This is a genomic window from Paraburkholderia sp. J63, assembly GCF_905220245.1.
Classification (GTDB): Bacteria; Pseudomonadota; Gammaproteobacteria; order Burkholderiales; family Burkholderiaceae; genus Paraburkholderia.
This window is the reverse complement of record NZ_CAJMZF010000001.1, coordinates 374,254-395,918: the sequence shown is the minus strand read 5'-3', so window position 1 is coordinate 395,918 and position 21,665 is coordinate 374,254. Positions and strand designations below refer to the sequence as shown.

The 21,665-nt window shown below is 64.0% G+C and carries 18 protein-coding genes; 4 read left to right on the top strand and 14 right to left on the bottom strand.

Going from position 1 to position 21,665, the window contains the following annotated elements; translation table 11 throughout:
* The first annotated feature begins 271 nt into the window (after positions 1–271).
* Positions 272–1,192, top strand: a complete 921-nt coding sequence (locus U5775_RS01740; RefSeq protein ID WP_322056391.1) for a cation diffusion facilitator family transporter — start codon at positions 272–274, stop codon at positions 1,190–1,192.
* An 18-nt stretch (positions 1,193–1,210) separates the two neighbouring features.
* Here U5775_RS01740 and U5775_RS01735 read toward each other — a convergent pair whose 3' ends face one another.
* Complete coding sequence (locus tag U5775_RS01735; protein WP_322056390.1) at positions 1,211–3,169, bottom strand: potassium transporter Kup; 1,959 nt, start codon at positions 3,167–3,169, stop codon at positions 1,211–1,213.
* Positions 3,170–3,337: 168 nt separating this feature from the next.
* Here U5775_RS01735 and U5775_RS01730 point away from each other — a divergent pair, with 168 nt between their 5' ends.
* Positions 3,338–3,712 carry a DUF2784 domain-containing protein gene (locus U5775_RS01730; protein ID WP_322056389.1) on the top strand — a complete coding sequence of 125 codons (375 nt, stop codon included), beginning with the start codon at positions 3,338–3,340 and terminating at the stop codon, positions 3,710–3,712.
* Positions 3,713–3,769: 57 nt separating this feature from the next.
* Here the strand turns inward: U5775_RS01730 and U5775_RS01725 are convergent, their stop codons facing one another.
* Positions 3,770–5,071, bottom strand: coding sequence for an aspartate aminotransferase family protein (locus U5775_RS01725; protein ID WP_322056388.1), 1,302 nt, complete (start codon positions 5,069–5,071; stop codon positions 3,770–3,772).
* Between the two features lie 153 nt (positions 5,072–5,224).
* Here U5775_RS01725 and U5775_RS01720 point away from each other — a divergent pair, with 153 nt between their 5' ends.
* Positions 5,225–6,121 (top strand): LysR family transcriptional regulator, encoded by an 897-nt coding sequence (locus U5775_RS01720; RefSeq protein WP_322056387.1) that lies wholly within the window; start codon positions 5,225–5,227, stop codon positions 6,119–6,121.
* 48 nt (positions 6,122–6,169) lie between these two features.
* On the opposite strand, the gene pyk is transcribed toward U5775_RS01720, so the two are convergent.
* Complete coding sequence (gene pyk / locus U5775_RS01715) at positions 6,170–7,594, bottom strand: pyruvate kinase (RefSeq protein WP_322056386.1); 1,425 nt, start codon at positions 7,592–7,594, stop codon at positions 6,170–6,172.
* 631 nt (positions 7,595–8,225) lie between these two features.
* On the opposite strand from pyk, the gene U5775_RS01710 reads away from it, so the two are divergent.
* Complete coding sequence (locus U5775_RS01710; protein WP_322056385.1) at positions 8,226–9,080, top strand: pirin family protein; 855 nt, start codon at positions 8,226–8,228, stop codon at positions 9,078–9,080.
* A gap of 119 nt (positions 9,081–9,199) precedes the next feature.
* Here U5775_RS01710 and fghA read toward each other — a convergent pair whose 3' ends face one another.
* The 11 genes from fghA to puuE form a co-directional block, all read right to left on the bottom strand.
* On the bottom strand, positions 9,200–10,030 hold the full coding sequence (fghA, locus tag U5775_RS01705) for an S-formylglutathione hydrolase (RefSeq protein ID WP_322056384.1): 831 nt from the start codon (positions 10,028–10,030) through the stop codon (positions 9,200–9,202).
* 18 nt (positions 10,031–10,048) lie between these two features.
* A complete protein-coding gene (locus U5775_RS01700) occupies positions 10,049–11,158 on the bottom strand; it encodes an S-(hydroxymethyl)glutathione dehydrogenase/class III alcohol dehydrogenase (protein ID WP_322056383.1) in 1,110 nt (369 codons plus the stop codon).
* A gap of 85 nt (positions 11,159–11,243) precedes the next feature.
* The gene (locus U5775_RS01695; protein WP_322056382.1) at positions 11,244–11,645 is read right to left on the bottom strand and encodes a BON domain-containing protein; all 402 of its coding nucleotides are present in this window, start codon (positions 11,643–11,645) and stop codon (positions 11,244–11,246) included.
* Between the two features lie 33 nt (positions 11,646–11,678).
* Positions 11,679–13,043, bottom strand: a complete 1,365-nt coding sequence (locus U5775_RS01690) for a nucleobase:cation symporter-2 family protein (RefSeq protein ID WP_322056381.1) — start codon at positions 13,041–13,043, stop codon at positions 11,679–11,681.
* A 247-nt stretch (positions 13,044–13,290) separates the two neighbouring features.
* The gene (locus tag U5775_RS01685) at positions 13,291–14,139 is read right to left on the bottom strand and encodes a hypothetical protein (protein WP_322056380.1); all 849 of its coding nucleotides are present in this window, start codon (positions 14,137–14,139) and stop codon (positions 13,291–13,293) included.
* A gap of 118 nt (positions 14,140–14,257) precedes the next feature.
* Positions 14,258–15,253, bottom strand: coding sequence for a xylose isomerase (locus tag U5775_RS01680; protein ID WP_322056379.1), 996 nt, complete (start codon positions 15,251–15,253; stop codon positions 14,258–14,260).
* Between the two features lie 57 nt (positions 15,254–15,310).
* Positions 15,311–16,375, bottom strand: coding sequence for an aromatic ring-hydroxylating dioxygenase subunit alpha (locus tag U5775_RS01675; protein ID WP_322056378.1), 1,065 nt, complete (start codon positions 16,373–16,375; stop codon positions 15,311–15,313).
* A 65-nt stretch (positions 16,376–16,440) separates the two neighbouring features.
* Positions 16,441–17,451, bottom strand: coding sequence for a PDR/VanB family oxidoreductase (locus tag U5775_RS01670; RefSeq protein WP_322056377.1), 1,011 nt, complete (start codon positions 17,449–17,451; stop codon positions 16,441–16,443).
* A gap of 589 nt (positions 17,452–18,040) precedes the next feature.
* Entirely contained in the window at positions 18,041–19,402 is a 1,362-nt protein-coding gene (locus tag U5775_RS01665; protein WP_322056376.1) for an MmgE/PrpD family protein, read from the bottom strand.
* A gap of 23 nt (positions 19,403–19,425) precedes the next feature.
* Positions 19,426–20,667, bottom strand: coding sequence for a M20/M25/M40 family metallo-hydrolase (locus tag U5775_RS01660; RefSeq protein ID WP_322056375.1), 1,242 nt, complete (start codon positions 20,665–20,667; stop codon positions 19,426–19,428).
* Between the two features lie 20 nt (positions 20,668–20,687).
* Positions 20,688–21,632, bottom strand: a complete 945-nt coding sequence (puuE, locus tag U5775_RS01655) for an allantoinase PuuE (protein ID WP_322056374.1) — start codon at positions 21,630–21,632, stop codon at positions 20,688–20,690.
* Between the last annotated feature and the right edge of the window lie 33 nt (positions 21,633–21,665).

Sequence of the window (21,665 nt, the reverse complement as noted above, 5' to 3'; positions counted from 1 at the left end):
CGATCGTTCTGTCTGTCGTGGCCATATCGTCCTCGTTTTACACCCGCGCCATGCATGCCGGCATCAGCACCGGCGAGCCCCGGCGTGCATGCCGTGCGCGCTGATGCAATGCGGCATCCACCGCTCCCGATCGCCGGGCACACACGAGGAGCAAGCGACGTGCCACTACGCCCCCGGCTGGCCGCAGACATGCGGTACGTCGCTTGCGCTGCCTGACACAACGAAAGAATCGACGCGGTGCGCGCTGCCGCCGACGCCCCGCTCATCGCCTATGTCCGCCAGGGTCCCCCGCGCCGTCTATTACGCACTCGCCTCCAACATCGTGGTGGCGCTCTGCAAATTCGCGGCCGCCGCCTACACGAACTCGGGCGCGACGCTCGCCGAAGCCGCGCACTCGAGCGCCGACTGCCTGAACCAGGTGCTGCTCATCGCCGGCCGCCGCGCTTCGAGCGAACAGCCCGACGAGATGCACCCGCTCGGCTTCGGCCGCGAAACGCATTTCTACGCCGTGCTCGTCGCGCTGCAATTCTTCCTGATCGGCGGGCTGCTTTCGGTGGGCATCGGCGTGTGGCGGCTCTGGCATGGCGCCACGCTCGACCATCTCGGCATTGCCGCCGGCGTGCTGCTGGGCTCGGCCGCCGTCGAGGGCTTCGCCTTGCGCGCCTCGATCCGCTCGATCGATCGCCGCCACCGTAAGGGCGGCCTGTGGCGATGGTTTCGCGAGACCGGCCAGGTCGAGGTCATGCTCTCGATCGGCGAGGACAGCGCCGCGCTCGCGGGCGTGCTGGTCTCGCTCGCGGGCACGGCGCTCGCCGCCGCGACCGGCTGGCCCGGCTTCGACGCGCTCGGCAGCATTGGCGTCGGCTGCGTGATGATGACCACGGCCGTGGTGTCGCTACGCGAGATCAAGTCGCTGATCGTCGGCGAGGCCGCGCGCACCGGCGTGCGCAACGAGATGCGCGCATGGCTCGAAGCGCGCGAGGAAATCGAGCGCGTCGTGAGCCTCGTCGTGCTGCGCTGGTCGGACAGTCTCGTCGTCGCGGTTCAGGCGGAAATGGTCGCGCAGCGCAGCGCCGACGAGCTCGTGCGCACCGTCGACCGCATCGAGCACGCGCTGCAGGACGCCTTTCCCGACGCGCGCTGGGTGTTTTTCGAGCCCGAATTGCTCGAGCACGGCGATCATCCGCCTTGAGGTCGTGCCGTGGAAACGTCACAACGCGACCTGTACGCCCAGCTCCACCACATGCTCGGGCCGCAAGCCGTAATACTCCGCGCTCGATGCCGAATGAAACGACATGAACGCGAACAGACGCTGACGCCAACTGCTGATATGACGATTCGCCTGCGGGTGCAGTTCTTCGTCGCGCGGCAGGAAAAAGGTGGTCTGGGCCGGATCGAAGCGCCAGTCGCCCAGCCTGCCGCCCAGCGATTCGAGCAGATGCGGCAGGTTCGGACGCTCGACAAAGCCATGATGCGCGACGACCTCGTAGCAGCCGTCGCCGAGGTCGCGTACGTCGATGCGGGTTTCTTCATCGGCCTGCGGCGCCGACTCCGAGACGTTCGCGAACACGATCACCGTCCGATGCAGCACGTGGTTGTGCGCCACGTTGCTCGCGAGCGTGGCCGGCGTCATGCCCGGCGCGCTGCCGGGATAGACCGCCGTGCCCGGCACGCGCGCGTGCGCGGTCTGTCCACCCTGCTCTCCGCCCCCGCCCGCGCATGCTCTGCGCAGGAAAGCGTCGAGCGATTCGCCGTGCGATGCGTGCCGCGCCGCGAGCTCGCGCCCGCGGTTCCATGTGGTCATGACCACGAGCAGCAGCGCGCCGGCCGTCACCGGGAACCAGCCGCCGGTCGGAATCTTGGGCACGTTGGCCGCCACCAGCAGAAGGTCCACGAGCAGTAACGGCACGCAGACGAGCGCCGTCGCGAGCCGCGACCAGCCCCAAACCTTGCGGCAGACCGCCAGCATCTGCAGCGAGGTGGTCAGCATCGTGAGCCCCACCGCGAGCCCGTAGGCCGACGTGAGCTTGCCCGAGCTGCGGAAGAACAGCACGAGGAACACTACGGCAACGCACAGGCCCAGATTCACGGCGGGCACGTAGACCTGGCCGCGCCGCGCGTGCGAGGTCTCGATCGTGCGCATGCGCGGCAGGAAGCCGAGTTCGATGGCCTGGCTCGTCATCGAGAACGCGCCGGAAATGACGGCCTGCGAAGCGATGATGGTCGCGAGCATCGCAATGCCCACGGTGGGAATCAGCGCCCAATGCGGCACCGAATGGAAGAACGGCTGGCTCGCGCTGCCGGGATCGGAAAGGATGGTCGCCGCCTGGCCGAAATAGCCGAGCACGATCGCGGGCAGCACGACGGCAAAGAAGGCGATGCGGATCGCGCGCTTGCCGAAATGGCCGATGTCGGCGTAAAGCGCCTCGGCGCCGGTCAAGGCGAGAATCACGGCGGCCAGCACGGCGAACGCGAGGCCCGGACGCGCGAGCGCGAGCCGCACGGCCCACGCGGGCGAGGCGGCCGCGAGGATGTGCGGATAAAGCACGATCCGGTAGATGCCCACGGCGGCGAGGCTCAGAAACCAGAGCGCCATGACCGGCCCGAAGGTGCGGCCGACCACGGCGCTGCCGCGTCGCTGGAACAGGAACAGCGCGACGAGAATCGCCACGGAGATGGGCAGGATCGCCGCGCCGAACGCGGGATTGATCTCGTGCAGCCCCTCCACGGCCGAGAGCACGGAAATGGCGGGCGTGATCATCGAATCGCCGTAGAACATCGCGGCGCCCGCGAGACCGGCGAGCAGCAGCGCGCGCGGTGCGCCCCGTCCTGCGCGCGCAAAACCCGCGCGCACGAGCGCCGTGAGCGCGACGATGCCGCCCTCGCCTTCGTTGTCGGCGCGCATGACGAAGCATGCGTACTTGAGCACGACGACGATGAGTACGGCCCAGAGGATCATCGAGAGCAGCCCCATGATCTCCATCTCGGCGTTCGAGTGCGCAGTAAGTGCCGCCTCGCGCAACGCGTAGATGGGGCTCGTGCCGATGTCGCCGAACACCACGCCCAGCGCGCCGAGCACGAGCACGGCCTGGCCGCTGCGGTCCTGCTCGCCGCCCTGGGTGTGTTGCTGCTTTTTTTGCCTGAGAAGACCGATTCGTTCGCGAAGCATGGCCGCATGGCGCTCATGAAGGCATGGTGCCCCGTTTGCGCAAGCCGGATGCCCGATGCTGGGGGTGGGGTATCCCGGCGCGTGATGCGTGCGTGTCCACCCGCTCATGCGCAAAGCGCGGAAAATGCAGCGAATACGCGTGGAAACAATCGATCAGGAAAGCGTAGCGTGAACTGGCTGGCCAACATCGTTCTCGTGCTGCACGCGCTGCTGGTGCTCTTCATCGTCGGCGGGCTGGCCGCGATCTGGGTGGGCGCGGCGTTCGGGCAAGGCTGGGTGCGCAATCGCGTCTTGCGCATCGTGCATCTCGCGGCCATCGGCATCGTCGCGCTGCTGGCCGTGCTCGACATCCCGTGCCCGCTCACGGTGCTCGAAGACTGGCTGCGTACCGGCAGCGTAAGCCAGGAAGGCTTTGTGCAGCGCTGGGTCAGCGACTGGCTCTACTACAACTTTCCGGGCTGGGTGTTCGCGGTGGCCTATGTGATGTTTCTGCTCGTGGTGGCGATCACCTGGTTTCGCGTGCCGCCGCGCCGCCGTTTATGATTGGTTGATCGATGAAGCGCTTCGTTCCGTGCGCGCGCCAGGCGCGCGCACGGACGATTACAGCGACCGCTCGATCGCCTGCCCCAGCAGCGAAATACCTAGGTCGATCTCTTCCTCGCTCACCGTCAGCGGCGGTGCGATCCGGAACACGCCGCCCATGCCCGGCAACTGCACGATATTCATGCTGAGCCCGAGATTCATGCACTCGCGCGTGATCTTCGCGCCCAGCCCGTCGGCGGGCTCCTTCGTGCGGCGGTCCTTGACGATCTCCATGCCGAGCAGGAGCCCGCGCCCGCGCACGTCGCCGATGCACTCGAAACGCTCCATCAGATCGAGCAGGCCACGCCGGAGCCGATCGCCCATCACGTTCGCGCGCGCCACCAGCCCCTCGCGCTCCACCACCTCCAGCACCCGCAGGCCGACGGCGGCCGGCAGCGGATCGGACACGTGCGTCGTGTAGAACAGATAGCCGAGCTCGTGCGCGCGCTCCTCGATCTCCTCGGAGGTCACGACGGCCGCGAGCGGCAGCCCCGCGCCCAACGTCTTCGAGAGCGTGAGAATGTCGGGCGTCACGCCATCGCGCTCGCAGGCGAACATCGTGCCGGTGCGCCCCACGCCGGTTTGGGCCTCGTCGAGTATCAGCAGCATGCCGCGCGCTTCGCATTTGCGCTTGAGCGCCGCCATATAGCCTTCGGGCAGCTCGATGATGCCGCCCGAGCTCAGGATCGGCTCCGCGATGAAGGCCGCGAGATTGCCGCTCGACTGGCGATCGATGAGATCGAACGCGTAGTCGAGCTCCGCAAGCGGGTCGTAGTGGCCGTTGTGCTCGAAGCGCGGCCGGTACGCGAACGGCGCGGGAATCGCGAACGAACCGACCGCCGCGGGACCGACGCCCTTGCGCCCCGCGCTATAGGTTGCCGACGCCGCGCCGCCCGTCATGCCGTGCCACGACTGCGCAAAGCCGACGATCTCATACTTGCCCGTCACGAGCTTCGCCATGCGGATGGCGGCCTCGTTCGACTCCGCGCCGGTGCTGAGCAGCAGCGCGCGATCGAGCCCGTCGGGCGTGACGTCGGCCAGCCGCGTCGCGAGATCGACCACGGGCCGCGAGAGCATGCCGCTGAACAGATGGTCGAGCTTGCCCGCGTATTCGTTGATGACCGAGACGATTTCCGGGTGGCTGTGCCCGAGCACCGCGCTCATCTGCCCCGAGGTGAAGTCGAGGATCGCGCGGCCATCGGCGTCGTAGACGAAGCTGCCCTGGGCGCGCTCGATGATCATCGGCTCGAAGGTGCCGCCGTAGCGGATGAGGTGCTGCCTGGCGTTGCGCCAAAACGTTGCGTCGTCGTTCCGGGTCACCGTGCTTCTCCTGGCGGTTGCGTGTGGATACGGGTGGAATCTGGCGGGAATGACTTGCAGTGTAGGCGCGGCTCTGGTTTTATAGAATCGAATAGTTCTAATGCGAGCCAGCAAAATGGCTAATATCGGCGTTGGATACCGGGAGCGAATATCGTGAGCCAGTCGCTCGAAATCGATCTGCTGCGTTCGTTTGCCGTGGTGGCCGAAGTGCGCTCGCTGAGCCGCGCGGCCAGCCGCGTCGGCCGCACGCAGTCCGCGCTGAGCCAGCAGATGAAGCGCCTGGAGGAAATCGTCGATCAGCCGCTGTTCCAGCGCACCGGGCGCGGCGTGGTGCTCACGAATCCGGGCGAGCGCCTGCTGATGCACGCGCAGCGCATGCTGCGGCTGCACGACGAGGCCATGGCCGATCTGTGCGGCAAGGGCTTGACGGGGACGATCCGCTTCGGCTGCCCTGACGACTACGCCGCCGTGTTTCTGCCCGCGCTGCTGCGCCAGTTTTCGCGCCAGCACCCGCAGGCGCTCGTGGAAGTCGTGTGCGGACCCACGCCGCGCCTCATCGAGCAACTGGAAAGCCGCGCCGTGGATCTCGCGATGATTTCGCTGCCTGAAGCCACAGACACCACGGGCGCCGCGCATGAAACCACAAAAGACCACACTGACGACGACATCATCCGCCACGAGCAGCTCGTGTGGATCGGCTATCCGGGGCTCGATCCCGCGCATTTCGACCCGTTGCCGCTCGCGCTCTCCGACCCGGACACGCTCGACCACGTGGCCGCATGTGAAGCGCTGCAGCGCATCGGCCGCGCTTACCGCGTGGCCTACGCGAGCAGCAGCCTCTCGGGTCTGACTGCGCTGGTGCGCTCGGGGCAGGCCTTCGCGGTGATGACGCAAACGGCCGTGCCCGCCGATCTCGCGATCCTGCACGGCGATCCGGGGCTGCCGCCCTTGCCCGCCGTGGGCATTACGCTGAAGTTCGAACGCAAGCGCCCCTCACATCTCACGGCGGCGTTTGCCGAACACATCCGGCTCACGCTGCCGCTGCTGTGAGGGGCGCTGCATTGTCCTTCCAGTTCTCGCTCTCGGTCTAGTCCGGCTTTACGCCTCGCCCGAGATCTTCGCGATCTGGAGCAGGTTCGTCGTGCCCGATTCGCCGAACGGCAGGCCCGCGGCAATCGCCACAAGATCGCCTTCACGGCCGAACCCTTCGCTCACCGCCGCGCGGCACGCGAGGCCGATCATCTCGTCGACGTTGGACGCCTCCACGCGCGGCACCGCATGCACGCCCCAGGTCAGCGCGAGCCGGCGCGCGACCGTCTCCGAAGGCGTCAACGCGACGATGCGCGACGAAGCCCGCTCGCGGGCCGCGCGCAAGCTCGTGAAGCCCGAGCTCGTATACGTGACCGTCACGGCCGGCTCGATCAGCTGCACCGCCTTCCTGAGCGCGCAGCAGATCGCGTCGGCGACCGTGGCGTCGGCGCGCGTATGCGAGGCGTCGATCTGCTCGCGGTAGGCCGGATCGCCCTCCACGCGCTCGATGATGCGGTTCATCGTGGTGACCGCTTCGAGCGGGAACTTGCCGCTCGCCGATTCGGCCGAGAGCATCACGGCGTCGGCGCCTTCGTAGATCGCCCCGGCGACGTCGGAGGTTTCCGCGCGCGTGGGCACCGGCGAATTCGTCATCGATTCGAGCATCTGCGTCGCCACCACGACCACGCGGCCGACGCGGCGGCATTCGCGGATGATGCGGCGCTGCAGCTCCGGAATCTGCTCGGCGGGCAGCTCGACGCCCAGGTCGCCGCGCGCGACCATCACGCCGTCGCAACGCTGGACGATGCCTTCGAGGTGATCGATCGCCAGCGGCTTTTCGAGCTTGGCCATGATCCACGCGCGGTCGCCGACCAGCGCGCGCGCTTCCTCGATGTCCTCCACGCATTGCACGAACGAGAGCGCCACCCAGTCGACGCCGAGTTCGAGACCGAACGCGAGATCGGCGCGATCCTTCTTCGTGAGCGGCGAGATCGGCAGGTGCGAGCCCGGCACGTTCACGCCCTTGCGGTCGGAAATGCGGCCGCCCGCGAGCACGACGGTCTCGGCGAAGCTGTCGCTCGATTCCTCCACGCGCAGACGGATCTTGCCGTCGTCGAGCAGGAGTTCCGAACCGGGCTTGATGGCCTGGAAGATCTCGGGATGCGGGAGCGGCGCGCGCGCCTGGCTGCCCGGCGTCGTATCGAGATCGAGACGGAAACGGGCCCCGACGGCGAGTTCCGCCGAGCCGTTCTCGAAGGTGCCGAGCCGCAGCTTCGGCCCCTGCAGATCGAGCAGAATGCCGACCGGGCGCCCATATTCCTGCTCCAGGCGGCGGATTTCCGCATGACGCTCGCTATGGTCGTCGTGCGTGCCGTGACTGAAATTCAGTCGGAAGACGTCGACACCCGCTTCAAAAAGCGCGCGGATGACCTTCGGGTCCGAACTGGCTGGCCCGAGCGTCGCTATGATCTTGGCATTACGATTTCGCTTCATTTCCTCTCCGCGGACTGCGTTGCGCCGCGCTCACCGGCGAGTGGCGCGCGAAACTCATGAACGTTCGTCCGTGTGGGGCTGCACACTGGCGACACTGGAATCTGTACCGGCGCGCGGGCGCGCCGGGCTGCGGGGCGTGAGGTTCGAATGCGGGAGAGCGTAGAAAATGCCGCCCGGCGCGCATAGCACTGGAAAACCCCTGGCGAGCGGCGGGAAACGGGCAATGGCTTGCCGGTCAACGGTTGCGCCGGCTTATCCCTCGCGCGCAATACTGATTTCCCGCGAGGGGTATTCCGGGCGTCCCGGCGATCTTCTATGATCCCGGGCCATGCGAATAGCCGATCAAAACATCTGCATAACCAGGTTGATATGTTGAATTGGTTGGCGACGCGGCGGATAAAGCGTGTAAGGCGTGTAAATGCAGCTTTCCCGCCCCGCAATTCCCCCTGGATTCCCCTGAATAGCACCGCCGTTCGGTAGCAACGGCCCCGCGCCACACGAACGCTCGTGCCCGCGTTCCACCCATGAGACGCTGTGGACCGCCGGCGCCCACTACCGGAAACCGGTGCGCGATCCTATCTTCTCTTCATGTCAACGAGGCCGTTCCGGCCGGAAGATAAGGATTCGCCCCATGAAGAAGATTCTCGGCAAGTACCGCAACCCCAGCCAGCACTGGGTCGGCGACGGTTTCCCGGTTCGCACGCTGTTTTCGGACCATACGGTAGGCCGTGACCTGAGCCCGTTCCTGATGCTCGACTACGCGGGCCCCGCGAAATTCGATCCGGCCACGCACCGGCGCGGCGTCGGCCAGCACCCGCACCGCGGCTTCGAAACAGTGACGATCGTCTACGAGGGCGAGCTCGAACATCGCGACTCGTCGGGCGGCGGCGGCAAGATCGGCCCCGGCGACGTCCAGTGGATGACCGCGGGCGCAGGCATCATTCACGAGGAGTTTCACTCGGCCGATTTCGCCAAGTCGGGCGGCACGCTCGAAATGGCGCAGCTCTGGGTGAACCTGCCCGCGAAGGACAAGATGACGCCGCCGCGCTACCAAACGGTGCTCGCTGACGCGATTCCGTCCGTGGAATTGCCCGGAGAAGCGGGCAGCGTGCGCGTGATCGCGGGTGACTATGCGGGCCATGCGGGACCGGCCCTCACGTTCACGTCGATGGACGTCTGGGACATGCGTCTGAAGGGCGGCCAAGGCACGCGCCTCGTGTACCCTGCGGGACGCTCGCTGGCGCTGGTCGTGCGGCACGGAAGCATCGTGGTGAACGGCGAGCCGGTGGGCGACGGCGAATTGGTGCTGTTCGAGCGCGCGGGCACCGACGTGCAGATCGACGCCTCCAGCGACACGACGATGCTGGTGCTCGGCGGCGAGCCCATCGACGAGCCCGTGGTCGCGTATGGCCCGTTCGTGATGAACACGGCGGATGAAATCCGCCAGGCGGTGCTGGATTTCAATAACGGGAGATACCAACGCTGAACCCCCTAACCCCAGACCTTGAACCTGGCCGCGGCACACTTTGCCTCACATATTGCCGGGGCTGGCAACCTGGGGCATTCCTCTCTAGAGAAAAGGCGCTCCTTTCCGGGCATGCGGGGTCACGTCAAAGCATTGGCGTGAAACTTCATGTGTTCGCCAATAAAGCTGGAGACGAAGTAGTAGCTGTGGTCGTAGCCTTCCCGCATGTTGAGTATCATCGGGTGCCCGACTTTCGCACACACATCCTCCAACAGTTCCGGTCGCAGGCGCGAGTCGAGAAATTCGTCATCCTGACCTTGATCCACGAGTAGCGGCAGTCGTTCACTGGCCTTGGCCACCAGCTCCACAGCGTCATACTGCATCCACGCCTGGCGGTCGTCACCCAGATACGCGGTGAGTGCCTTTTCTCCCCAGGGGACCTGGCCTGGGGCCACGATAGGTGCGAACGCCGAGACCGACCGGTAGCGGCCAGGATTGCGCAGCGCCACGATCAGGGCCCCGTGGCCGCCCATCGAGTGCCCGCTGATCGACCGCGCCCCGTTGGTCGGGAACGTGGATTCGACAACGGCTGGCAGTTCGTGAGCCACGTAGTCGTACATGCGGAAATGCGAGGCCCATGGCTGCTGGGTAGCGTTCACGTAGAACCCCGCGCCCTGGCCAAGATCGTACTCAGGGACGTCGGGAACCCCTTTCCCCCGTGGACTGGTGTCCGGGGCAACGACGATGACCCCGTGTTGTGCCGCATAGCGCTGCACGCCGGACTTGGTGATGAAGTTCTGTTCGGTACACGTCAGGCCCGAAAGCCAGTACAGCACCGGACATTCCTGCCCACGCAATGCTTGTTCGGGCAGAAACACGCCGAAATTCATTTCGCAATTGACGGTAGTCGAGTTGTGTTTCCACACCTCCTGGCTCCCGCCAAAGCTCACGTGATGCTCGATGCGTTCCATACGCTGCGTCCCTGGCGATCAGTAGTTAATGACGGTGCGGATCGACTTACCTTCGTGCATCAGGTCGAAGGCTTCGTTGATGTCGGAGAGAGCACGCGTGTGGGTCACGAACGGAGCGAGATCGATGCGGCCTTCCATCGCGTCTTCGACCATACCAGGAAGCTCCGAACGGCCCTTCACGCCGCCGAAGGCCGTGCCCAGCCAACGGCGGCCAGTGACGAGCTGGAACGGGCGCGTCGAGATTTCCTGCCCCGCGCCCGCCACGCCGATGACAACCGATTGACCCCAGCCGCGATGCGCACATTCGAGGGCAGCACGCATGACGTTCACGTTGCCGATGCACTCGAAGCTGTGGTCCACGCCCCAGCCCGTCATTTCAACGATCACCTGCTGGATGGGCTTGTCGTAATCCTTGGGGTTCACGCAGTCGGTGGCACCGAAGGCCCGCGCGAGTTCGAATTTGCCCGGATTGGTATCGACAGCAATGATGCGGCCGGCTTTGGCAAGCTTCGCGCCTTGAAGCACGGCCAGCCCGATGCCGCCCAACCCGAACACGGCAACCGTATCGCCTTCCTGCACCTTGGCCGTGTTCTTCACCGCACCCAGACCGGTGGTGACACCGCAACCCAGCAGACAGACTTGTTCCGGGTTGGCATCCGGGTTGATCCTGGCGAGCGACACTTCGGCCACCACGGTGTACTCGCTGAACGTGGAGCACCCCATGTAATGGTACAGAGGCTGGCCGTTGTAGCTGAAGCGAGTCGTGCCATCAGGCATCACGCCCTTGCCCTGGGTTGCGCGGACCGAGACGCACAGGTTGGTTTTGCCGCTCTTGCAGAACAGGCACTCGCCGCATTCAGCGGTGTACAGGGGGATCACGTGATCACCAGGCTTCACCGAAGTCACGCCTTCACCGACCTCAACAACGATACCCGCACCTTCGTGGCCCAGCACGACGGGGAACAGGCCTTCGGGGTCGTCCCCGCTGAGTGTGAAAGCATCGGTGTGGCATACACCCGTGTGCGTGATTTTGACCATGACCTCGCCCTTTTTCGGTGGCTCAACGTCGATCTCAACGATTTGAAGGGGTTTGCCCGGGGCGAACGCAACAGCGGCGCGTGATTTCATAGTAATCCTATATAAATTGAGGTTTTACGTAGCAGGGATTGATCGGGAGCACCTGGTCATCAGGAGCCCCCCGGAGTGGGATGGACTAGCGTCCCAGACCGCCGTGGGGAGCGACCACGAGTTTGTTCGTCACCGAAACGACACCAGGCACGGATTGGGCGATCCGCTGGGCGGTGGCAATCTGATCCGCATTCGGCATCGAGCCTTTAAGCGTCACCTCGCCTTCGTGTGCGCGAATTGCCACCCCGGTCGTATCCAGCCCGCGCTCCTTCTGCATTGCGGCACGAACGGCTTTGGACAGGGTACGGTCTGCGGCCTTCGTCGTAGAAGCCGCTGTAGCAGACCCGGTGATGACACCAGACGTCGTGGCGGCTCCGCTAGCCGAGGTTCCGGGCTGGGCCATCGCAGGGGTCAGGCTGGAGATCGCGAGCGCCGACAGTATGCACAGCGCGCCGCAACTTTTGTTCAAACGTGATTCCGATTTCATGGTTGGTCTCCCTGTTGCCTGGTGAGAGGTCGATCAGTGATGTCCTGCGCCCGCGGCAGCCGTGTCCTTTGTGTCATTGAGGCTGGTCTTCGATGTCCCATTGAAAACGCGATTCAGAATCACGGCAGTCACCGAAGCCAACAGAATGCCACTATGCAGCAGCGGCGAGAGACTCGCGGGCATCGCGTGAAAGAACTTCTGCGACACCATGGGGATCAATCCCACGCCGAGGCTGATGGCGACGATATAGAAATTATGTGGATTCCTCTGGAAATTGCTGTCGGCGAGGATACGGATGCCCGTGGTGGCCACCATGCCGAACATCACGATGCCGGCGCCGCCGATGACGAAAGGCGGCACGCAGGCAACAATCGTCGCCAGTTTCGGCAACGTTCCCAGCACGACAAGGATGATGGCGCCGGCCACGCAGACCCAGCGTGAGCGGACACCCGTGACGCCTACCAGGCCAACGTTCTGCGAGTAGGAGGTGTAGGGAAACGTATTGAATACGGCACCAATCACAGTGCCCAGTCCATCCGTGCGAAGCCCCCGTGTCAGAGCCTGGCCATCCACGGGCCGACCACAAATCTCGCCAACGGCAAGGAACATACCGGTGGACTCGATGTAGCACACGAGCAGCACGATGGTCATGGCCGCAATGGATGCGATGTCGAACCTGGGCCAGCCGAAGTGGAACGGCGTGACCACATTGAACCACGGCGCGTATTCGACACCCGCCAGGGTGAGCTTGCCACACAGCGCAGCCACGAGGGTGCCAAACAAAATGCCCATCAATACGGCGATGCGACTCATGAAGCCCTTCGCGAACTTCATCACACAGACAATGAAGACCAGCACGGAGAGGGCGATGGCGAGATATAGAGGATCACCGAAATTCGGATTACCCACACCGCCGCCGGACCAATTAATGGCCACCTCCATGAGGGTGACGCCGATCACGGTGATGACGGTTCCGGTAACCACGGGCGGAAACCACGCGATCAAGCGACTCATGGCCGGTGCCAGCAAGATGCCAATCAAGCCGGCGACGAGGCCCGCGCCGAAGATGTGCTGAATGCCCAATTCCGGACTCGTACCGATGGCAATCATGGGGCCGACAGCAGCGAAGGTCACACCCATCATGACCGGCAGGCGGATGCCGAAACCCCAAAAGCCCAACGTCTGGATGAGCGTAGCAATGCCGCTCGCAAACAGGTCGGCGTTGATCAGAAATGCGACCTGGTCCGGAGGCAATTTCAACGCGCCGCCAATGATGAGCGGCACAGTAATCGCGCCCGCGTACATGACAAGTACGTGCTGAATGCCAAGCACGGTCAATGGACCGAGTGGCAACTTGCGGTCCACTGCGTCGGTGGTCTGGATAGTCTGCGCTTGCATCTCCGTCTCCTGAGTGTCGCGCCGTTCACTGGACGGGCGACTTTCTGTTGAGGCACACGAGCACCGCACTATGCGATGCCGTCATGCGATCCGGCGGTCATTCAGTCATTCAGTGGCGGCGCACCACGGCGGCCCATCGACCTGCCCCGCGCTTTATCTGATCGAAGCCCTGGTTGCTGCGATCGAACGATGCGGTTCGAACGATGACAGGTGAGACCCGATGGCTTCGGCGCCGATCCCAGCCAGGTTAGAAATGGATATCGGCGGTCACGAAGGGCGTGCTCTGCAACGCGCCGGGCGTCGTATGATGGTTGGTCCCGTATTTGTTGACCCAATACTCCCAACCGGCGCCGAGCCGGAACACATTCTTGTGTCCGAACAGCGCACCAACGTCGAACATCACTTTCGGGCGGAACAGCAGTTCGGTCTTCGTATCGTCGCCGAAGCCATCCTTGCCCTTGGGTCCCACGACATCGAGGAAGCCTTCGAAGCTGGCTGCCATGGGGCCAACGTGAAACGGCACCCCCCACGACGATTCAATCGACCATGTGGAGTTGAAGGTCACGCGCTGGCCAACGATGCCGTTGTTGTTGTTTTCCTTGTAGTACAGGAGTGCCACATCCCAGCGGCCGGGGACGTTGAGCTCGAAGTTCGGCCCGATCACAATCGCACGCTTGCTCGAAGCGAACGCGTTGTTCTTGCTGCCGAGGATGAAACCCGCATCGAGTGTCAGATCCTTGAATGGGCCCCATGTGAAGGCCTGCGAATGCGTGAGCGCATTCATGCTCAGGTTGTGCCGGTAGATAGCGTAGAACTCCGTCGCCCCCATGTTCGAATTGTTCGCGGGATCGGCGCTGTTCGACAGCAGCATATCGACGTTGAAGAAGTTCGTCCCGTACGTATAGCCATCCGCGTGCGTGAACGTGACCGTGTTCTTGCCGACGTCCTTGGCGTTGCCTTGCGCATCGGTAAGCGACGGTTCATGATAATCCGGCCCATAACTCCAGCCCAGCGACGTATCGCTCCAGGTAAATGCACATGCCGGAGCCGAAGCGCATGCCGCAGCGAGGGCCACCAGGCCCGCAAGCTTTTTCATCCTTTGTCTCCTCCGCGAGCGAGCCCCCGGTCCGGGACTGGACCTGGGTGGCTTCGCTTCGTTTCTTCTTCTACCTGGCTGAGGGCCGGATTCAACCCTCAGGCGCTGGCGTTGACGCTCAGGCGCCGGCAGCGATCGTGCGCTCGGCCTTGATCGATTCCCACGTGCTGCGGAACCACTCGGCAATTGCGACGTTCTGCTCGAATAGCGAATACTTCACGCCGCCACCGTAATCCGGCATGTCGATCATGTCGGTGGTGATGTAGCGCAGCGGGGAATCCGGCGTATCGCGGTGGTGACGGAGCACGCGGCGAACGACGTCCTTGCAGGGCTCAACACGCCAGGCGTGCCAGGGCAGATGCCATTCACCTTCAGCAGGTTTGAAGAACGGGTACTGGCAGGCGCGCCCCCAGGTGCCGCCGTCCTTCAACTGCCACGGATTCTTCGGGCCATTCGGGCTCACGGGACGGATTTGCAGCCAGTGGGTCATGTTCATCCCGATCCACTCATCGATCACGTTCCCTGGCTCAAAGGGGTCGATGATGAAGCGGCCGGACTCCACGTCCGCACGGATACCGCTCGCGTCCTGCTCTTCGGGGCTCTCCACTTTCAGCAGCACGTGAGAGTGATCGAGCACGAAGTTGAACGGCACACCCTGTGCCTGAACCTGCCTGGCAATCGGCGTGATCCTCCGCAGGTCTTCCGACCACATGTAAATATGGACCTCGAAGCCGATCTCGATGCCGATTTTCTGGCCGAGATCGTGCGCATGCAGATAGAAGTCGACGATCTGCTGATCGGTCACCTCCTGACCACTTGCGTGGTTACGGTACAGCATGATGTTGTGGAACTCGCCGCCCATTTCCTTGCAGAGGCGCAGGTTATGCTCGAGCGCTTGTTCGTCGCGACCCGCCGTGTACGACCACAGACCGGTGCGGATCGGAATGCCATGGCGCTCGGCAGCGTCCAGATACTCGCGCTCCACGCCCGGCTGCGGCATGCGGTCGAAGTGATCGAAAACGCGCGACTCCTTGATCATCCGGAACTGCTCGTCCACCGAAACGGGTTTCGTGTGCTGAACACCCCGACCATTGCAGCCAATTGAAAACGTCATCTCTCTGTTCTCCTGATTAATCTTTGCATTACGGCCCGGACTACGTGGCTACCTGGATCAGGATCCCGCCACTTCCTCTGCTTCTGCCCCTGCCGGTGCTTGTTCCCTGGCGATGAGCCGGTCAACCATGCGGCGGATACGTGCTGGCGCGTTGTCGATGCCGAGTCTCGTGTATTCGCGAACACCCGTGCGCTCCTGCTCGCGCTGCACGTGTTCCAGCAGCGTCGCGTCTTCCTCGAACGTCAGCGTCATCAGGCGAACGACATCGGTCGATACCTCGGCGTCGTGCGCGTGGTAGTTGCGCAGATGCAGCCAGAAGTAATGCGTCGTGGCTTCGGTCTCAGGCGTCAGGAAGTTGAAGCTGAACGAGCGGAAGCCCTCATCCTTGTTGGCCTCCGTGGGTTCCACGCCAGTGTCGATGCAACCGAAGTCGACATACGAGGTCGAGGGCAGATGCAGGTAGTAGTACTGCCAGCGATCAGTCAGGCCCTTGAAATTCGCCATCTTCTCCACGAGCGGCACCGGCGCTGCCTCCTTGATCCAGCGGTAGGCCAGCACGTGGCTGTCGCCCTGCTCGACTTTGACGCCTACGTCCTCGCCAGCCGAGTTGCCGATGGTGTTCTTGTGCACATAGGTCGTGTGCGCCGGATCAACCAGGTTGTCGGTGATGTTCAGATAGTTGGACTTGAAGTGCAGGTAATTGCCGTCCACCAGGCCCCAGTCCGGGTCGCCGTAGTGCGGGACTTCCGTGATGGTCGCGCCGGCGTCGGCGAGCTCGGGGTCGCCCATCCAGATCCAGACTGCGCCGTAGCGTTCAACGAGCGGGAAGGAAGTGACCCGGGCGGTAGGCGGAATGTTGGTCTGACCCGGAACACGCACACAGGCTCCAGCGCAGTCGAACATCATGCCGTGGTAGCCACATTGCACGGTGTCGCCCTTCAGTTCGCCCAACGACAGCGGCGCAAGCTTGTGGGGGCAACGATCGACGAGCGCCACCGGTTTGCCGTCCAGTCGGCGATACAGCAGCACTTGCTCGCCCAACAGCGTACGCGACAGAAACCCGCGCCCGACTTCGCGGCTCCACGCCGCTACATACCAGGCATTTTTGACAAACGTAGTCATGATTTTTCCGTGATTCGTAATTCGTGATCTGAAGATGGATGTGAATTCGTTGCCCGGTTATCGGGTCAGCAGTCGAGCACCAGCTTTTCTCCCTTCGCGCGAGAAACGCAGACACACATCTGTTCTGCGCGATCTTCGCCGGAAAGCGCGTAGTCGCGATGGTCAACCTGGCCCTCGAGGACGCGCACGGCGCAGACACCGCACTCGCCTCGCCTGCAATCGAACATGGGATCGAGGCCGGCATCGATCATCGCGTCGAGAATGCTTTGCTGGGGACCCACGTTGAGCACTCGCTGACTACGGCGCAATTCGACCGAGCATGTGCGATCGCCTGCGGCCGCCACCGGAGCACCAAACAGTTCGAAGTGGACATGGCCGGCGTCCCAGTTCAATTCCCTGGATGTCGCAATCAGCGCATCGATGAGCGGCCGGGGGCCGCACACATAGACATGCCGCTTCGCACTCGGGCACGCCAGGACCTTCTTGAGGTTCATACCCCGCGACGGGTCGCCGTGGTCGAAGTACATGTTTGCCGACGAACCGCACGACTGCATGACTTCCTGGTGAAACGCGGTGCTTTCAGGTGTTCGGCATGCATAGTGGAACTCGAACTTCGTGCCAGCGGCAGCCAGCGCGCGGGCCATCGACAATATGGGCGTGATCCCAATGCCGCCGGCGATCAGCACAGCTTCTTGAGGTCCAGCATGCAGGGAGAAGTCATTCTTGGGCAGCGTCGCCCGCACACGGTCGCCGAGCTTCAGTGCGTGCATACGCCGTGAACCACCACGGCCGTTCTCTTCAAACTTCACGGCGATCTCATACTGCCCAGACTGATCGACGCTGTTGATCAGGGAGTAACTGCGTTCGGTGTCCAGCGACATGTCTTCCGTCGTTATCGTCTGCACACCGATGTGAGCCCCTGCCGAAAACCCGGGCAACGACGCACCCTGGACGGACTTGAAAGTGAAGCCCCGAATTTCGGCCGTATGCCTTTTGCTGGCTACGAGCTCAAGTTCAAGCGGCCAACGGGAGCCTTCGGACTTCTGGATTTCGGACTGCTGGGGTTGATGTGTCATTTCCTCTCCTTCTGCCAATGCTGAAGCGGATGCTGATTCGCGAGCGCGCAAGTTCTCCCGCCTGGCACCGTGGTGCTTCGGGCGTAATCGTCGACTGTGGGGGGGCGCTGCGGGCCGTGTGGCCCTGGAGACGCGCTGTGCGCAGGTACCGCGCCAGTGCGTCAAGCGACATCAGGAGAGCCCGGGTGGGGCCGTACGTTTGGCGTTGCGATACTGGAGTACGGAGGGTGCGTGCTTGCACTGCCATTGCAAGGGAACACGGCACATCGTGTGGTGCCGGAGGTCGGCGCTACGCGCGGATTTGACTGCGAAGCCCGACATCTTGTCTCCTTGTTTCGGTGTTGTGAAATGAGTATAAGGAGATTTGCAGCGCTACAGGCAGCGGCGATTAAACAGCAGGGTGCTGCATTATTTGCAGCGTCCGGGTCAACACCTGGATCGCCGCCAGCTGCCGCATCAGCTTTATCGCTGCGCCGTAGAGCGCTGCGCGTACCGGTGCGCCAGGATCGACTGGATAGCCGCTCCTGTCGAAGTAACGAATGGGGCGGGAATGAGTCTTCACGCCCCAATGCCGGCAGACATCACAGAATCAGGAGCATTGCACCTGTAAGCGGCTTCCCGTCAATTCACGAACGTCCGCGAACTCATCGCAGCGCGTGATCGCCTCGAACGTCCGTCTCGCTTCTTCCTGCTTCCAGTAGCAGGCAGTCAGACGCGCAAATTTTGCGGGCAGAACGTCTGGCGCAAAGGGTCGGTCGAAATCTCCCGTATAGTGGTCCGCCTCGCCATGGAGGATTGCACCGTTGTCGAGCATCAATTCAATGCGCGTGCGCAATGCATACGCCTGATCGGATGAAGGAAGGACTACCAACGAAATACGTCGAGCCAACGACCTGATGTCGGCGTTGGCGACCGCTGGCGGCTCAAAGGCCTCGACATCGGCATGGCCGTGATATAGCCACGTCGCCACCACGAACGGAATGGAAAACTTCGCTGCGATCGTGTTGACCGGCTCGACGTTATCCATCGCACGCGCCGCAGGCGGCACATGGAGCCGTACCTCCCGGACCCGCCGAAACAGCCCCGGGTGCCACGTCGCGGGCGCCAGTGCAACGTTCAGGGCTTCGAGCGCGCCCTGCGTGTCCCGGCAGCACGCGTGGCGCTTCATGAAGTTTTTCGTGATCATCCAGTGCGTGCCCAGCCCTTCGACCAGCCTGCCCGCATCGAACCGTTCACCCAGGACGCGCCCGAATATCGTTTCGAGATCGTGGGCGCCTCCCGTGACACCGGCTTCAGCCAAGGTGCAGCAGAGCAACGCATTTGCTCCCGCTATTCCGGCATAGAGATTCCGGATGGTCCCGCCTTCGAGCGGCGCTTGCCGGCTCGTCGCAAGCGCGGTCGAGGCGCTGACGGCCAGCAGGCGCGTCAACTGCTGCGCGTCGAAGCCGAGCAGCTTGCCCCCAGCCAATGCGCCGCCGCACCCGCCCCACGTCCCGTGCGGGTGCACTTCCGGCCGCAATCGGCTCGCGGCGCCGATGCGGGCGGCGACTTCGTAGCCCAGCACCAGCGCCGTGATCAGCGCCGCGCCGCTGGCGGCGCGTTGTTCGGCCACGGCGAGCGCAGCCGGAATCACGTGGATAGCGGGATGGCCGCCCGAACCGTAGTGCCCTTCGTCGAGTTCGACCCAGGTTCCTGCCGCGCCGTTGAACAGCGCCGCGTGGCCCGCAATCGTGCGCGTGCCTGTTCCGAGCATCAACGCGCGGCCGGGCGGCGCACCGGCGATCAGCGCATGCAGTTCTGGCGCCTTTGCGCCAGCCATGCACGCGCCAACCGTGTCCGCAAGAACCACGGCCGCGTGCTGCCGTACCGAAACGGGAATATCGTCATCGCGAAGCGAAGCGGCAAATTCGGCGAGGCGCGCCAGGGCGCGCGGGGTTTCGATTGAGCTCATCCTGTTGTTCCCTTCCGCTCCGGTCAGGCGCGCACGCCGGACAGCCAGTCGTAGACGAAACGCGCGACGACTTCCGTCGCCTGGCGCAAGTCCGACACCCGGATACGCTCGTTGGCGCGATGGACGTTGGCGTCCAGCGGGTCCTTCGGTCCCGTGCCGTAGAGAATGGTCGGCACGCCCGCCGACGCGTAGTGGCGGGCGTCGGTGTAAAGCGGCACGCCGCACGTGCCCACTGACGTTCCAAAGACCTCCGACGCATGCCGCTTGAGCACGTCCGCCATCTGTATCGACGCTTCGCTGGGCACGAGCGGATGAGCCACAATCAGGCGCGCGACCTCGACCGTAATACCCGGACACGCCTTGACCGCCCCGTCGATGACCTCGCGCAGCGCAGCCTCAACCTCGTCCGGACGCTCCTCGGGGATCATGCGCCGGTCGAGGCGGAACGTCACCTTGTCCGGCACGACGTTCGTATTGATACCGCCCTGGATCAAGCCAACCACGAGCGTCGGCGACTCGATGCCGGGCACGCCCGAGCGGATATTCCGGTACCCCTTTCGATGCTGATACAGGGCTTCGAGTACGCGCGTCGCGGCCTCCAGCGCATCGAAGCCCGTTTCCGGCCACGCCGCATGCGCCGACTTGCCGGCAACGCTCACTTCGAGATGCAGGACGCCGTCGTGCCCTGTCACCACGTCATAGGAAAACCCCGGACAGATCGCGTAATCGGGCCGCGTCAGGCCCTCGTCCAGCAGGCGTCTGGGACCGATGTAGCCGCCCGCTTCCTCGTCATAGGTGACGTGCAGCTCCAGCGTGCCGCCGGGCATCGGCGACAAGGCCTTGAGCGCGAGGATCGCATAGGCATACGTAGCAATATCGGACTTCGACACCGCCGCGCCGCGACCATACAGGTATCCATCGGCGATCTCGCCGCCGTAGGGATCGAAGGTCCATCCGTCGCCGGGCCGGACCGCGTCGCCGTGCGCGCTCAGCGCGATGACGGGGCCTTGTCCGAACACCGTGCGGGCAATCAGGTTGGTCGCGCTACGCATGCTGTGGTCGGCGCACAGCGCTGGCGGAACCGGATGGCGCTCGACCTGAAAGCCGAGTTGCTCCAGCAGCCTCGCCGTGACCTGCGCGTGCGGTGCGCAATCGCCTGGCGGGTTGTCGGCCGGCGTGCGCACGAGCGCGCGCAGGAAGTCGATCTGCTCCCCGGCGTGTTGATCGAGAAACTGGGAAATGGCGGCGGTAATCGTGCTATTCATGAATGGGTCCGGGGCGGGAATCAGGCAGGCGTTGGGTCGGTATTGACGATCAGTTGCGGCTGACGAGGCAACTCGCGATGGCAGTGCTCGGCGATGTCGATGCGGCGACAAAACCAGACGCCCGAATGCCGCTGCGCATAGTCGAGAAATCGTTCGAGCGACGGCAAGCGGGCCGGGCGTCCGATGAGCCGGCAATGCAGGCCGATCGACATGATCTGCGGATCTTGCGCGCCCTCGGCGTAATGGGTGTCGAAGGCGTCCTTGAGGTACTGGAAGAACTGTTCGCCGCTGTTGTATCCCTGGCTGGTCACGAAGCGCGCATCGTTGACATCGAGCGTGTACGGCACGACCAGCAGTGCACGGCCGTCGTATTCCTCCCAGTAAGGGAAGTCGTCGGCGTAGCTGTCGGCGCTGTAGCGAAATCCCCCTTCGGCCGCCACGAGCCGGCGCGTGTTGGGCGAGCTTCGCCCCGTGTACCAGCCGAGCGGGCGCGTGCCGGTTAGACGCTTCTGGATCTCGATCGCCCGCATCATGTGTTCGACTTCCTCGGCTTCCGGGAAGTGCTGGTAATCGATCCAGCGATAGCCGTGCGAGGCAATCTCCCATTGGGCGTCCATCATGGCATCGACCGCGCGCGGATTGCGCTCGAGCGCCATGGCGACGCCGAACACGGTGGCAGGAATGTCGCGTTCGGCCAGCACCCGCAGCAACCGCCAGAACCCCCGGCGGCTACCGTACTCGTAAAGCGACTCCATGTTGGCGTGGCGCGCGCCGACCACCGGCTGTGCGCCGATGATCTCCGAGAGAAACGTTTCGGATGCCCGATCGCCATGCAGCACGCAGTTTTCGCCGCCCTCCTCGTAATTGACGACGATCTGAACCGCGACGCGTGCTCCTCCGGGCCAGTTCATCCCCGGGCCGTGCGGGCCGTAACCGAACATTTGCCGCGGATATTGCGCACTCATGGAAGTCTCCTTGTCTCTCGTGGAAGGAACACC

Coding starts and splice junctions, on each gene's coding strand:
- U5775_RS01675 (WP_322056378.1), bottom strand. CDS start 16,375: ATGACTACGTTTGTCAAAAATGCCTGGTATGTAGCGGCGTGGAGCCGC.
- fghA (WP_322056384.1), bottom strand. CDS start 10,030: ATGGAACGCATCGAGCATCACGTGAGCTTTGGCGGGAGCCAGGAGGTG.
- U5775_RS01710 (WP_322056385.1), top strand. CDS start 8,226: ATGAAGAAGATTCTCGGCAAGTACCGCAACCCCAGCCAGCACTGGGTC.
- U5775_RS01685 (WP_322056380.1), bottom strand. CDS start 14,139: ATGAAAAAGCTTGCGGGCCTGGTGGCCCTCGCTGCGGCATGCGCTTCG.
- U5775_RS01660 (WP_322056375.1), bottom strand. CDS start 20,667: ATGAATAGCACGATTACCGCCGCCATTTCCCAGTTTCTCGATCAACAC.
- U5775_RS01680 (WP_322056379.1), bottom strand. CDS start 15,253: ATGACGTTTTCAATTGGCTGCAATGGTCGGGGTGTTCAGCACACGAAA.
- pyk (WP_322056386.1), bottom strand. CDS start 7,594: ATGAAGCGAAATCGTAATGCCAAGATCATAGCGACGCTCGGGCCAGCC.
- U5775_RS01740 (WP_322056391.1), top strand. CDS start 272: ATGTCCGCCAGGGTCCCCCGCGCCGTCTATTACGCACTCGCCTCCAAC.
- puuE (WP_322056374.1), bottom strand. CDS start 21,632: ATGAGTGCGCAATATCCGCGGCAAATGTTCGGTTACGGCCCGCACGGC.
- U5775_RS01670 (WP_322056377.1), bottom strand. CDS start 17,451: ATGACACATCAACCCCAGCAGTCCGAAATCCAGAAGTCCGAAGGCTCC.
- U5775_RS01700 (WP_322056383.1), bottom strand. CDS start 11,158: ATGAAATCACGCGCCGCTGTTGCGTTCGCCCCGGGCAAACCCCTTCAA.
- U5775_RS01690 (WP_322056381.1), bottom strand. CDS start 13,043: ATGCAAGCGCAGACTATCCAGACCACCGACGCAGTGGACCGCAAGTTG.
- U5775_RS01735 (WP_322056390.1), bottom strand. CDS start 3,169: ATGCTTCGCGAACGAATCGGTCTTCTCAGGCAAAAAAAGCAGCAACAC.
- U5775_RS01665 (WP_322056376.1), bottom strand. CDS start 19,402: ATGAGCTCAATCGAAACCCCGCGCGCCCTGGCGCGCCTCGCCGAATTT.
- U5775_RS01695 (WP_322056382.1), bottom strand. CDS start 11,645: ATGAAATCGGAATCACGTTTGAACAAAAGTTGCGGCGCGCTGTGCATA.